Below are 12,788 nucleotides of genomic sequence, written 5' to 3'. Positions count from 1 at the left end.
GCCGTGAGGAGATTCTTCCTGCAATCCTAAATATTGGGGGCGAGCGCAGAGGGATCGCCCCTACAGGAACCATAAAACTATGTTCCAACTGTCCAAGAATTCATATATTCGATCTGATCGGCGGTGAGCGTGTCGATCGCAATGCCCATCGCCTGTAGTTTCAAGCGAGCAATTTCCTGGTCGATATCGACTGGAATGACAACTACACCAGCAGCAAGTTTGCCTTTATTTTTAACCAGAAATTCACAAGCTAAAGCCTGGTTGGCAAAGCTCATATCCATCACGCTGGCGGGGTGGCCTTCGGCGGCTGCCAGGTTCACCAGGCGGCCCTCACCTAAAACGATAATTGACTTCCCTGATTTGAGTTTATATTCCTGCGTGAAGTTGCGCACGAAGCTATTGGAGGCGCTTTGCTCGCTTAGCGCCACGAGATCGATTTCCAAGTCGAAGTGACCGGAATTGCAGATAATTGCGCCATCTTTCATGGCTGCAAAATGCTCGCTGCGAATTACGTGCTTGTTACCTGTGACAGTGATAAAGATATCGCCGATCGCCGCCGCTTCGTTCATAGGCATGACGCGGAAGCCATCCATGACAGCCTCGATCGCTTTTACGGGGTTAATTTCCGTCACCACGACATTGGCACCCATGCCGCGCGCCCGCAGAGCTACGCCCTTGCCGCACCAGCCATATCCAGCTACAACCAAAACCTTACCAGCCAGCAGAATATTCGTGGCGCGGATAATGCCATCAAGGGTGGACTGCCCCGTACCGTAGCGATTGTCGAAGAAATGCTTGGTTTCGGCATCGTTCACGGCGATCGCGGGGAAGGTGAGCTTGCCGTCTTTATGCATGGCATTCAGGCGTACCAATCCTGTTGTAGTTTCTTCCGTCGTACCGATAATTTCGGCAATTTGATGGGCGCGGTGTTGGACGAGCGTAGTGGTGACATCGCTACCGTCATCGATAATGATATTGGGATGGTGATCCAGGGCAATTTCGACGTGGCGATGATAGGTAGCGTTATCTTCGCCCTTAATCGCAAATACGGGAATGCCGTAGTCCGCCACCAAGCAAGCAGCAACGTCATCCTGGGTGGACAAGGGGTTGCTGGCAATTAGTAGAGCATCAGCACCTGCAGCTTTGAGAGCGATCGCCAGATTGGCAGTTTCCGTGGTGACGTGACAGCAGGCAGAAATTTTGATGCCATCTAGGGGTTTTTCGGCGGCAAAGCGATCGCGAATTTGACGCAGTACGGGCATTTCACGCCCCGCCCACTCAATGCGTTGCTTACCCATTGGGGCAAGGCTGAGGTCTTTTACTTCGTGTTTGATAGCCGTAGTTGTTGTCATGAATGTGGGACTAGTTTTCTAGATATCCTTTCTAGTATATGCAGGACTACAAAACTTTGGATCTTAGGGTTGTTAATCATGTTACATGTTGCACCAAAAAAGGTACAATGTACAATAAATGAGCGAAAAACGAGTATCGGCTAGATTCTATCAAAACGAGACTGGCAACGAACCAGTTAGAGAGTGGCTTAAGCAACTTGAATTGTTAGAAAGAAAGATAGTAGGTACCGATATTAAAACGGTTGAATATGGATGGCCTGTTGGGATGCCTACATGTCGGGCTATGGGCAAAGGTCTATATGAGGTTCGTTCGACTTTTCCTAATGGCAATATCGCACGAGTTCTCTTTTGCATTTATGAAGAAGAAATGGTTCTATTGCATGGATTCATCAAGAAAACTCAGAAAACCCCTAAACAAGATCTAGACCTAGCACTGAAACGAAAAAGAACACTTGAGGCAAAAACATGACTGATAATCCCTATGTTGGTTCTACTCTTGACGATCTACTAGAAGAAGACGAAATACTAACCGAAGTTAATGCTTTAGCTCTCAAGCGGGTTCTTGCATGGCAGATTCGTCAAGAAATGGTAAAAAGACGGTGGAGTAAGTCTCAAATGGCAACAGCAATGGGTACGAGTCGTTCTTCTCTTGACAGGCTTCTCGATCCTAGCAACGTTTCAGTTACCCTTAAAACGATCGATCGTGCCGCTACAGTTATTGGCAAACGGGTGCGAATAGAGTTAGTAGATGTTCAGGGATCTGAGGTTAAGCGGTTTGCAGATCGCACAGAGTAGGGGGGCGTTGCCCCTAAGAAGGGGTTCCACCCCTTCACCCCAAAAATAAAACCTGTTCTCAATTGAACAACGCTATACATAAACACGATCGACGTTCCACCAATTCCACAAAATCAAGTCGATTCTCACAGTAGTTAAAGATGAATCAGGACAGAACTAGAATCTCACCCTCTTTCTGCAACAAATCAACTAACTAGTGTACTGGCTTAAATGCTTGTAATGCCTAATTATATTCTCGATAAATTCCTGCCAGGTCGGATTGGGAGTCCAAATTTGATGTAAACTTTTCTTCGCTTGCTCCTCGCTTAAATGTTTAAAAATTCGATTGTAGAGATACATAAAAGCTGAAACTCTCATGTTTGCCGCACAATGAACGAATACACGACGATCGACATTGGCTTCCATCGCATTGGTAAAATCTTGAAAATTCTCAAGCGTGGGATTCTCCCAAACCACAGGAATGTGGATATATTGCATTCCTAAATTCTCTACAATCTCACCTTCTTGAGGTATCGCATTGGCAGATGTGGGCAAAGCTAAATTGACTACAACCTGGTATCCAGCTTCTTTAATTGCAGGAAATTGCTCTTCTGTCGGTTGCCCAGATGTAGCAATTGCTTCTGAGAGTTTTAGATAGTGATAGATATTGTCTAACTTATCGCCCATAAGATTGACTCTGAGGAATCTGCTGACAAAGAGCTTCAGTAAATTGAAAATAGCAGTAATGGGATGCGTAGGCATGGGACAATCGTCAGGTTTTTATGCTTTTCGCGTAGAATGTTAGTTATTGTAGGGGCAACGCCCTCGTGTCTGCCCTCCACCAATCGGGGCAATCGCGGGGATTGTCCCTATGGAATATTTAAATCTCCATATACTCTATTTTTCGAGGCGCAAATTGTGACGACCGATTTCGATCCCGCGATCGCGACTAATCCTAAACCAGTAGACTTGCGAGGCGTTCCTTGCCCGCTCAGTTTTGTGCGTGCCAAATTGCAGATCGAAAAAATTGCTGCTGGCGAACAGCTAGAAATATGGCTAGATGGAGGTGAACCAATCGAACAGGTGCCCAACAGCTTAGTCGTAGATGGGCATATCGTCCGCAGTGTAGAACCAAGAGACGGCTATTTTGCCCTCATAGTCCAGAAGGCTCAACCAAAAGCCCAACCAGAAGCGTGATTACCAACCTCACCGGAACAGTGGTGGCGGTGGAAGCGAACTTTTATCGAGTGCGTCTAGATTCCGAGCTAGCCGATGAATGCGGGCATTCTGAGTTGCTGTGCGTGCGACGTGCCAGGCTCAAAAAAATCGGCCAGCAGGTCTATGTCGGCGATCGCATTACCGTTGATGAGCCAGACTGGCAAGGGGGCAGGGGGGCGATCTCACAGGTAGAACCGCGCCGCAGTTTGCTAGAGCGCCCCACGATCGCCAATATAGATCGCGTCCTGGTTGTATTTGCCCTTGCCGATCCCGAACCCGATCCGTGGCAGATCAGTCGATTTCTGGTCAAAGTTGCCTCTAGCGATTTGCCAGCCATTGTTTGCCTCAATAAACGCGATCTGGTGGCAGACGCGCAAGTTACGTCCTGGTGCGATCGCCTGCAAACCTGGGGCTATGATGCCATTGCAATTAGCACCTATACGGGTGCGGGTATAGATCTGCTCAAAGCGCAAATTGCAAAAGGCGTGACAATTATTTCTGGCCCGTCGGGGGTGGGTAAGTCTAGTTTAATTAATTTACTGATTCCTGGCTCCGAGTTGCGCGTTGGTAGGGTATCGCAGCGACTCGGGCATGGCAGGCATACAACACGCCATGTGGAATTATTTCAACTGAGCGATCGCGGCTTTTTAGCAGATAGCCCTGGCTTTACCCAACCCGCTCTGACCTGTGCCCCTATCGACTTAGCCTACTGTTTTCCAGAAGCTCAGCGGTTATTGGCACATAATTCCTGCCAGTTCCACAATTGTTGGCATCGCGATGAACCAGGTTGCGCGATTCGCGGCGACTGGGAACGTTACGGCCACTACCTTGTCTTCCTAGACGAAGTGGAGGCATACGATGCCAAAACCGCAGCTAGTAGTACTCCAGATCCAAGCTTGAAGTCAAAAGCGATCGGCGGTGGCAAGGTACGACAGGAACCTAAGCTACTGAAAAAAAGACACCGCCGCCAATCCCGTCGCTCCCAACATCAAGATCTAGATCTCTATAGCAACGAGGATTTGTAAAGACAACATAAAATACCTGTAGGGGCAGTGCCTTCTGCCCTAGGGCAATCTGGGCAACCACAAGGGGATTGCCCCTACGACTATCGGTATATTTTCTCGTGAATCGACCTACGATTGGAACGTTATACCAATTTGAACAGTAAACACGACAGATAGAACGGGGTGAAGGGGTTCCACACGGCAGTGGCTCTAGCGGGGAACCCCCAAGACCGCCCTGCCTCCCCTTCGTGGGGGTGTTGCCCCCACCCCCCATCCGTAACCACAACAATTTAAATTGGTATTATTTCCGCAGATCCCTTAAAAATTGCCAGGAAGCCCCAGTCCACCTGTCAGCTCTTCCATTCTTTCGCGCATGGTGGTGGTGGAAATGTTGTAGGCATCTTTTAAGGCTGCCAGAACTAAATCTGATAAAACCTCAGCTCCCTCATTAAGGGCTTCTGGGGAGATCTCGACTCCGTGGGGTTCCTGGTTGCCGCTCAGCGTCACTTTGACTAAGCCACCACCAGCTTGACCAGTTAGTCGCATTTCATCAAGTTCAGCCTGGAGCACTTTTGCTCCTTCTTGAATCTGCTGAGCTTTTTGGAAGGCTTCTTTCATTTTGCCTAGTCCAAAGCCAAATCCTTGTCCTTGTGGCATAGCGCTAATTTAATTTTTCTAACATGACCTACTTATTATGCCCCTAAACTGAAATTGCCACGCATCTGTTTTGCGTTCGCCCGGCCTAAAGCAGCTTAGCATCGTATAAGGGTAACCTTAAAACGTATAATGGTGAATCCTGACCCTCGCGCTTTTACCCATGAACGACATGCGATCGCCCGGTATCGATACTGAAATAATTTCTGACCTGAAGGCAAAGCTGGAATCGGGTAACGAGGCCGCTCAACTCAAGGCGATCGCAGAGTTGGGTCAGGTGAGCGATCGCGGTGCTGAGGTGCTTTTGGAATTCCTGCTAGAGCGCCAAGCGACCGATCGCGAAGTAACCTGCTTAGATGGCAAAGCCTACCAAACTTTGCGCCAGCTAGATTCAGCTAAAGTCAGAGAAGCACTGCAAACTCATTTCAGTAAGGGTGTTGTTTCTCTAAATAGTGCATCGGGCATTGATTACGAACCCTTGCAGCAAATGCTGATTCAGCAAGACTTTGAGGCAGCGGATCGTTTGACATCGCAAAAAATGTGCGAGGCGGCAGGTAGTGCAGCGGTAGCGCGAGGTTGGTTATATTTTACGGAAGTGGCACAAATTAATAACGCCGACCTCAACACGATTAATCTACTGTGGTTAGTTTACTCGGAGGGTAAATTTGGGTTTTCCGTGCAAAGGAAAATGTGGCTGGGTCTGGGCAAAAATTGGGAAAAGCTGTGGCTCCAGATTGGCTGGAAAAAAGATGGTAAGTTTACGCGATATCCAGGCGGCTTTATTTGGAGTATGGATGCGCCTAAAGGTCATTTACCCTTATCCAACCAGATTCGCGGTAATAAAACGATCGCAGCAATCTTTGCTCACCCTTTGTGGTAACCGTCCAACTAATGATACTATGAGAAACTGTGCAATTATTCTTGCTCGGATCGGGTAGTGCACTAAACTCGGATAACCGATACCCGTACGGCGATCGCATAATTAAAAAACATGAGTTACGCAATTATTCAAACTGGCGGTAAGCAATATCGCGTCGAAGTCGGCAGATTTTATGATGTCGAGCTATTAGACGTTGCACCTGACGATAAAGTCGAAATTAATGATGTCCTGTTAGTCAACATGGACGGCAGCATCACGATCGGGCAACCCCGCGTGGAAGGCGCGCAGGTAGAGGCAACCGTCATGCGGCATCTCAAGGCAAAGAAAGTAATTGTCTACAAGATGAAGCCCAAGAAAAAGACCCGCAAGAAAAACGGTCACCGTCAGCCACTGACTCGCATCATGGTAGATGCCATCAAGGTATAAGCTAGTCCAGCCCAAATTAAATTCAGAGATATCACATTATTTCGGAGGTTATTCCCCATGGCACATAAGAAAGGGTCAGGTAGTACTCGTAACGGGCGCGATTCTAATGCTAAGCGTCTGGGTGTAAAGCGTTATGGCGGCCAAGTCGTCACCGCTGGCAGCATTCTGGTACGTCAGCGCGGCACCAAGTTCCATCCTGGCAATAACGTCGGTCGCGGCAACGATGACACCCTATTTGCAGTTATCGACGGTGTAGTTGCATTTGAAAGGCTGGGCAAAACTCGCAAAAAAGTCAGCGTTTACGCCGCTTCCTAGCCATCTTAAAAATATCTGGATTATGTAGCGATCGCCTATTTAGGTGATCGCTATTTTTTTAGGGGTAACAAAAATATGCTTAATTAAACGCCAGTTCGACATTTTCTGTGACGTGGCTGTCTGTAAGTCGCTATACTTAGTTAAGTTAATTACTGTAGTATCTGCAACCTCAATGCGTCATGGCAACAGCATCTTCTGTTAATAATGTCCTCAACTATCCGATTAGGGGTGCCAGGCGCTTCAGCAATTACTGCTTTGCCGTTGTAGTTGCTATCGGTGCGATCGGGTTTCTATTGGCTGGTCTGTCCAGCTATTTCCACATCAACCTGCTACCCTTTTCCGAGCCTTTACAGTTAGAATTTTTACCCCAGGGCTTGGCACTAACTTTCTATGGTATAGCTGGTACTTTGCTAGACATTTACCTTTGGGTAATTATTACGCTGGACTTAGGGGGCGGTTTTAATGAATTTAACCTCAACTCAGGTAAGGTCAAAATTTTTCGCTGGGGCTATCCCGGTAAAAATCGTCACCTTGATTTTGAATATCCAATCGCAGATGTATTAGCAGTGAAGGTTGAAATTAAAAACGGACTTAATCCTAAGCGAGCGTTATATCTGCGAGTGAAAGGGAAAGGTAATATACCACTGACAGAAGTAGGACAACCAATGGCTTTGTCAAAGCTTGAGGATAGGGCAGCAGAACTTGCCAAATTCCTGGGCATACCGCTAGAGGGTCTTTAAATTACAGAACTAGACCTTATGCATTGAATGCTGAAATTCAAGATCCCCCTAGCCCCCTTGTTAAGGGGGAAATCCAAAAGCCCCCTTAACAAGGGGGTTGGGCGATCTGTATTTGCTTAAGTCATGAGAACTATAAATCAGCAATTTTGAAATATTTAGAAATATTGGGTTAATTATGCGACGTTGGATCGTGAATTTTTTAGTAATGATTGTAAGCGCAGGATTATTAGCGAGCTGTGGCTTGGGTGCCCTCTCTAATAATCCTGCTAGCAGTCCCACTGATACATCTGCTACGCCTAGCTCCATTGACAAATCTACGATCGAAGATATCCCAAAAAAATCTCCGCCTGCCACCACAGTATCTGCGGTTAAGGTGCCTCGCCTAACTGGTGCGGCTACCGTCGAAATGAAGCTCAAAAATGGTGGTGCAGTTACGATCGCAGTCGATGGAGAGCGCGCTCCGATTACGGCTGGTAATTTCATCGATCTGGTAAATCGCGGCTTTTACAACAATCTCACTTTCCATCGAGTGGAAAAAGATCCCCCATTTGTCGTGCAGGGCGGCGATCCCGAAGGTAATGGCACGGGCGGCTTTACTGACCCCGCTACTTCGCAGCCGCGTAATATTCCTCTAGAGATCCTGGCGGAAGGTGAAAAAACACCAACCTATGGGCGGGTGCTGGCGACGGGAGTAAAGCCCCAACTCAAACATACTAAAGGAGCGGTAGCCATGGCGCGATCGCAGTTACCTAACTCTGCTTCTTCACAGTTTTACATTACACTAACCGATACCAAATTCCTGGATGGCTCCTATGCTGTATTTGGCTATGTCACCAGTGGTATGGATGCGGTAGATCGGATTCAAGTGGGCGATCGCATTGAGTCAATTAAAATTCTGGAGGGCAAAGATAACCTCAAGCAATCAAACGAGCCAATCTCAAAGTAATTAATCATCTGTGTCATTCGAACGCGATCGAGTCGTAGTTACTGGCATTGGTCTTGTTACCGCGATCGGACAGGATCGCAAAACTACCTGGACGAATCTGCTGGCAGGAAAGACAGGGATAGAACCAGTATATGCGCCTCGTTTAGGAGATGCGGTTATCCCGCTCGCACGAGTCGATCTCCTGCAGGCTGACATGCCGAGGGTAGAGCGCTTGATCTTACCAGCCGTTAACGAGGCGATCGCTGATGCAGGGTTAGTGTTGCCACCCATCGATTGCGGTATTGTTGTGGGTTCCAGTCGCTCCTATCAGCGGGAATGGGAATTGCTTATGAGACATGACTCGCAATCCAGATTACCGCGATCGGATTGGCTAAATTTATTACCAGGCAATATTGCCAGACTAGTTGCGACTCAGACCAAAACTCAGTCCATAGTACTATCGCCCATGGCAGCCTGTGCTACGGGTAACTGGGCGATCGCGCAAGCCTACGAGGCGATTCAGATGGGCAAATGCACGATGGCGATCGCGGCGGCGGTTGACGCACCGATCGTACCGCTCAGCATCGCGGGGTTCCAAAAATTAGGGGCAATGGCACGCACGGGGCTATATCCATTCAGTCGCGAGCGCGAGGGATTGGTGTTGGGTGAAGGTGCGGCAGCAATAGTAATGGAGTCAGAGAGCGCGTTGAGATCGCGCGGATGCGTAAGTAGATGTTACGGCGAGATTTTAGGGTTTGGTCTGACAAATGATGCTTGGCATCCCACCAGTCCCGATCCAGAACATACTCAAGCAGAAAGAGCGATTCATACTTGCCTGGATCGCGCTGGCATTAATGCCGAAGATGTCGGCCATATCAACCTGCATGGCACTGGAACGCAGCTTAATGATGCTTCAGAAGCAAAGTTAGCGGCACGAATTTTCCCCCATGCTCCCCATGTCAGTGCCACTAAAGGAGCTACGGGACATGTATTAGGTGCGACTGGCATGATGGAGGCAGCTTTCTGTTTAATGGCATTACGAGAACAAGTATTGCCTCCCTGTACGGGAATGCGATCGCCCGAGTTCGATCTCAACTTCACCCACAATGCTTGTGAAGTCGAGCATAGGATTGCCTTAAACGTCAGTTTCGGTTTTGGCGGACAAAATGCTGTAGTTGCATTTGGTCGATCTAAAGTACCAATTACATGACAAAATATTCTTTGGTCGATTTTTTGTTGCTGCATATTGTATTTGAGTGACTTCTAGATATGACATGCATCTCAATCGAATTATCCCCAGAATCTATCTGGCAACCTCTAATTTCTCTAAATTGCAGGCAAAATAAATGAGTTACAGGAATCAACTTCAACCTTGGTGCATCGTTCGTAGTCAATCCAATACGGAAGGGATAGTCACCGCTCGCTTTCGTCATCGTAGCGATGCCGATTCTCACCTCAAGTTGTTGACGCGCTCTAGCACGACAGTAAACTACAGCATTATGTTCGATCCGAAGGGTTTGTTAGACACGAATAGTCCCGTCACGGCTGAATATAGCATGGCAGGAACGGCACAATAGCCCTATTATTGCGACTACTTATAGATTTTGAGATTGAGTTTTTCTTGCCGTAGAGCGATCGCTCTACGGCTAATATTTTGTGTAAGCTACCGATCCCAAATCCTGCTTATAGCAGTTTTCACTTGAGAACGGGTTTTATTTTTGGGGTGAAGGGGTGGAACACGGCAGTGGCTCTAGCGGGGAACCCCCAAGACCGCCCTGCCTCCCCTTCTTGGGGGCAACGCCCCCAAACCCCCTACTCTTTCCGATCTGAAAACCGCTATAGTATGGGAATCGATCGCTCTATTGGCGTGGTGTAGCAGTGCGATCGCGGCTGAATGTCTCTGGCTTTTGTGGCAAGGTCTGCGATGTATCTGGGAGAAATTCCGATCTGAGGGTCTGCAGCTTGGTACCTGCAAAGTAAAAGTCGAGAATGCGATCGTAGGACCAGCCCAATCTGGCTAGATTGTAAGAGCCTGTTTGACTCATGCCTACACCATGCCCTAAACCACCGCCAACAAACGAATATCCTTGTAAGATTTTAGTCGAATCATTTTGTTTATTTTGAGTACTTTGCGAATTTTGTTTGTCAGTAGCGTTCTGCTTTTCTGCGGGCTTGCTCTCTTCCGCAAAAATGGGTTGCATGTAGAATAAAGTACTATTTGGTGCCTCAAAAGCATCAACAATCTCGTCTTTCTCTAAAGTAATGGTTTTGGTATCCGTAACCACCTCCATCGCCAGCACGCGGCCAGAAGGGGCTCTTTTGGTAATGCTAACCTGTTTAATCTGTTGGAACTTAGTATCTGTATCGCCAGAGAGCTTCAGAAACTCCTGGAGTGTCTTCTTAATTTCATCGAGGGTACTGTCGGATTTCCAACGAAAATTATTCCAGCCGACTTCATTAAATCCGTCGCGCCGTTCGATGAAAGCACGGAATCTATTCTCATCGGCGAGATCGGAGCGCTTTAGATCGATCGCAGTCGTGACAGAATCGACAACAGACCTTAGATAGGGGCGTTCTTGCCCATCCCAGATATCGTTGTAGTTGGCGGTAACTCCCCCTGTCGTAGAGGAATAAAGGGCATCCACCACTTTATTGTTGTAGGTAAGGACTTTGCCACTGGTATCGGCGATCGCATTATCAGCAGTTGTAGTTGTGTTTTCCAATCCACGATACACCTGACATTGCGTCGTAGCACAAAGCTCGTAGTTATCCGTGAGGAAACGATGACGGCTGGCAAGGGCATAGGTACGAGCCAGAACTGCCTGCGCCTGTACTGCTGCATAGGGAGCATTGTAGCCGATCTCGTGCGGCACGACACCGCGCAGATAGGTTTCAAGCGGCACGTAGTTAACCAGCGTAAAGCTGCGATGTGCGTTGGGTTGCAGGCGAAACGTGCCCGCATACGGGCGATCGTTTACCTCTACAATGCCGCGATCGCTGGTGATATCGACTAAATCTTTCTCATACCGAGTACTACCTAACAACCAGGCAACCTTGGGTTGTTGCTTCACGACTTGAGAGTCTAGTTGCACGATGTTATAACCGTGCAGCTTCAAGCTGTAGAGTAACATTCGTCGTAATAGCGGAGTAGTGTAGGTGCTGCGTTTGGCCCATACTTGCCAGCGTCTGGGTTGTGCTATTTCAGTTTCAACGCCCTCCTGGTTAAATCGGTAGGCGCTCGCCGCAGCATTCTCGAAACTGCGATGGTGGCTCAGTATAATTTTTTCATCCAATATCGGCTGAGTCAGAGGTTGCTGCGAGATCTCGATGACAACATTATCTGTAGTTAGCGTTTGCCTCATTTTACCATCTTCTGATGGAAAGGTTAGCGTTAGCTTGTCACCGTTGGGCACCTTGAGCTTAAGGCGATCTTTGGAATTAGAGCCAAATCTTTGCACGATACCGATGTGCAGGATCGGGTTACTCTCGTTGGCAGTGCTCTTACCTGCAAATCCAATTATGCAGATAATACCGATCGCGGCGTGGATGGCTAGATTAAAGTAACTTTTCATAGCTGCTTTTCGAGGTAGATATCCAATTTCAGCTTAGGTTTAATCACCATTTTTAAATTAATCCTGCCAAGATAGCAGATTACAAGCTATCGGTCTAGAATTAACTAATGGGGGGGCGGGGGCTAGGCTATAAGTCCCGCGCTGTACCTGAAATGTCAGTGTCGGCATACATGGACTCCCTGCGCTTGTCGATTCCCCTCGATGGGGATGAGACAAGCATTTACCAGTGGCTATAGCTCGTGGTAAGCTATAGCTATGCTGACCATGAACTACACCTACCGAATCTATCCAGGTGCCACACAGCAACCTGAACTGCTGGAGTGGCTTGAGACTTGCAGAGGCGTGTATAACTACGCTTTGCGCGAACTCAAAGATTGGATTGCTTCGCGTAAGTGCCTGGTAGACAGATGTTCTCTATCGGATTGCAAACCGTCGTAAAGATTTTCATCTGAAAGCGGCTCACAAACTTTGCGACCAAGCACAAACCATCTTTGCCGAAGACCTCAACGTCAAAGGATTGACGCGAGGGATGCTGCGAAAAGATTGTGTAGATGCCGCCTTTGGCCAATTTTTGTCTCTGACGGAATGGGTCTGCTGGAAACGAGGGGTGTACTTTGCCAAGGTCAATCCCAGCGGCACCAGCCAAACCTGTCCCAATTGCTTTGCAACTGTGAGTAAAGGTCTGGAGAGCAGAGAGCATCATTGCCCTGAGTGTGGGTATCGGACTCATCGTGACCATGCCGCAGCAGAAATGGTTTTGCATCGTGGACTAGAGCATGTAGTAGCCCAGGGACTCTGGGGAACGGAAACAGCCTGCCAAGTCGGTCTGTCGGGGGTCTATGACCTAGATAAGTGGCGTGGGGCAGGAATGTCTAATCGCGAGGTTGGGAAGCCCGCGCTGTACCCGTAGGGTCAGCGTCGGGAGGAT

17 protein-coding genes are annotated in these 12,788 nt (G+C 48.1%); 13 read left to right on the top strand and 4 right to left on the bottom strand.

Features of this window, described 5'->3' with window-relative positions; genetic code table 11:
* Positions 1-77: 77 nt before the first annotated feature.
* Positions 78-1,352 (bottom strand): adenosylhomocysteinase, encoded by a 1,275-nt coding sequence (gene ahcY / locus PSE6802_RS0126205; protein ID WP_019502984.1) that lies wholly within the window; start codon positions 1,350-1,352, stop codon positions 78-80.
* A gap of 118 nt (positions 1,353-1,470) precedes the next feature.
* Between ahcY and PSE6802_RS0126200 the strand changes: the two genes are divergently transcribed.
* Positions 1,471-1,821: a type II toxin-antitoxin system RelE/ParE family toxin gene (locus PSE6802_RS0126200; protein ID WP_019502983.1), complete on the top strand. Its 351-nt coding sequence runs from the start codon at positions 1,471-1,473 to the stop codon at positions 1,819-1,821.
* Positions 1,818-2,147 (top strand): helix-turn-helix domain-containing protein, encoded by a 330-nt coding sequence (locus PSE6802_RS0126195; protein ID WP_019502982.1) that lies wholly within the window; start codon positions 1,818-1,820, stop codon positions 2,145-2,147. Before PSE6802_RS0126200 ends, PSE6802_RS0126195 begins: the two co-directional genes overlap by 4 nt.
* A gap of 189 nt (positions 2,148-2,336) precedes the next feature.
* Here the strand turns inward: PSE6802_RS0126195 and PSE6802_RS0126190 are convergent, their stop codons facing one another.
* Positions 2,337-2,888, bottom strand: coding sequence for a protein tyrosine phosphatase family protein (locus tag PSE6802_RS0126190; protein ID WP_019502981.1), 552 nt, complete (start codon positions 2,886-2,888; stop codon positions 2,337-2,339).
* A 156-nt stretch (positions 2,889-3,044) separates the two neighbouring features.
* On the opposite strand from PSE6802_RS0126190, the gene PSE6802_RS32920 reads away from it, so the two are divergent.
* Positions 3,045-3,323, top strand: coding sequence for a sulfurtransferase TusA family protein (locus PSE6802_RS32920; protein WP_225902712.1), 279 nt, complete (start codon positions 3,045-3,047; stop codon positions 3,321-3,323).
* Entirely contained in the window at positions 3,320-4,369 is a 1,050-nt protein-coding gene (gene rsgA / locus PSE6802_RS0126180) for a small ribosomal subunit biogenesis GTPase RsgA (protein WP_019502979.1), read from the top strand. The genes PSE6802_RS32920 and rsgA overlap by 4 nt, the downstream gene beginning before the upstream one ends.
* 297 nt (positions 4,370-4,666) lie before the next feature.
* Here rsgA and PSE6802_RS0126175 read toward each other — a convergent pair whose 3' ends face one another.
* On the bottom strand, positions 4,667-5,005 hold the full coding sequence (locus PSE6802_RS0126175) for a YbaB/EbfC family nucleoid-associated protein (RefSeq protein ID WP_019502978.1): 339 nt from the start codon (positions 5,003-5,005) through the stop codon (positions 4,667-4,669).
* A 160-nt stretch (positions 5,006-5,165) separates the two neighbouring features.
* Between PSE6802_RS0126175 and PSE6802_RS0126170 the strand changes: the two genes are divergently transcribed.
* From PSE6802_RS0126170 to PSE6802_RS33950, 7 genes are all read left to right on the top strand, one after another.
* Positions 5,166-5,882 carry a GUN4 domain-containing protein gene (locus PSE6802_RS0126170; RefSeq protein ID WP_019502977.1) on the top strand — a complete coding sequence of 239 codons (717 nt, stop codon included), beginning with the start codon at positions 5,166-5,168 and terminating at the stop codon, positions 5,880-5,882.
* Between the two features lie 111 nt (positions 5,883-5,993).
* Positions 5,994-6,308 carry a 50S ribosomal protein L21 gene (rplU, locus tag PSE6802_RS0126165; RefSeq protein ID WP_019502976.1) on the top strand — a complete coding sequence of 105 codons (315 nt, stop codon included), beginning with the start codon at positions 5,994-5,996 and terminating at the stop codon, positions 6,306-6,308.
* Positions 6,309-6,365: 57 nt separating this feature from the next.
* Positions 6,366-6,623 (top strand): 50S ribosomal protein L27, encoded by a 258-nt coding sequence (gene rpmA / locus PSE6802_RS0126160; protein WP_019502975.1) that lies wholly within the window; start codon positions 6,366-6,368, stop codon positions 6,621-6,623.
* A gap of 179 nt (positions 6,624-6,802) precedes the next feature.
* The gene (locus PSE6802_RS0126155; RefSeq protein ID WP_019502974.1) at positions 6,803-7,363 is read left to right on the top strand and encodes a photosystem I assembly protein Ycf4; all 561 of its coding nucleotides are present in this window, start codon (positions 6,803-6,805) and stop codon (positions 7,361-7,363) included.
* Between the two features lie 175 nt (positions 7,364-7,538).
* Positions 7,539-8,309, top strand: a complete 771-nt coding sequence (locus PSE6802_RS0126150; RefSeq protein WP_019502973.1) for a peptidylprolyl isomerase — start codon at positions 7,539-7,541, stop codon at positions 8,307-8,309.
* A 10-nt stretch (positions 8,310-8,319) separates the two neighbouring features.
* Complete coding sequence (locus PSE6802_RS0126145; RefSeq protein WP_019502972.1) at positions 8,320-9,498, top strand: beta-ketoacyl synthase N-terminal-like domain-containing protein; 1,179 nt, start codon at positions 8,320-8,322, stop codon at positions 9,496-9,498.
* A 136-nt stretch (positions 9,499-9,634) separates the two neighbouring features.
* Positions 9,635-9,865 carry a hypothetical protein gene (locus PSE6802_RS33950; RefSeq protein ID WP_071592326.1) on the top strand — a complete coding sequence of 77 codons (231 nt, stop codon included), beginning with the start codon at positions 9,635-9,637 and terminating at the stop codon, positions 9,863-9,865.
* A 282-nt stretch (positions 9,866-10,147) separates the two neighbouring features.
* Here the strand turns inward: PSE6802_RS33950 and PSE6802_RS0126140 are convergent, their stop codons facing one another.
* The gene (locus PSE6802_RS0126140) at positions 10,148-11,860 is read right to left on the bottom strand and encodes a SpoIID/LytB domain-containing protein (RefSeq protein ID WP_019502971.1); all 1,713 of its coding nucleotides are present in this window, start codon (positions 11,858-11,860) and stop codon (positions 10,148-10,150) included.
* 255 nt (positions 11,861-12,115) lie between these two features.
* On the opposite strand from PSE6802_RS0126140, the gene PSE6802_RS36050 reads away from it, so the two are divergent.
* Both PSE6802_RS36050 and PSE6802_RS35680 read left to right on the top strand, forming a co-directional pair.
* Positions 12,116-12,298, top strand: a complete 183-nt coding sequence (locus PSE6802_RS36050) for a helix-turn-helix domain-containing protein (RefSeq protein WP_071592325.1) — start codon at positions 12,116-12,118, stop codon at positions 12,296-12,298.
* Positions 12,282-12,770, top strand: a complete 489-nt coding sequence (locus tag PSE6802_RS35680) for an RNA-guided endonuclease InsQ/TnpB family protein (RefSeq protein WP_318655561.1) — start codon at positions 12,282-12,284, stop codon at positions 12,768-12,770. The genes PSE6802_RS36050 and PSE6802_RS35680 overlap by 17 nt, the downstream gene beginning before the upstream one ends.
* Positions 12,771-12,788: the final 18 nt, after the last annotated feature.

This window comes from Pseudanabaena sp. PCC 6802, assembly GCF_000332175.1.
In the GTDB taxonomy this organism is placed as follows: domain Bacteria; phylum Cyanobacteriota; class Cyanobacteriia; order Pseudanabaenales; family Pseudanabaenaceae; genus PCC-6802.
This window is presented reverse-complemented; position numbering and strand designations above follow the sequence as displayed.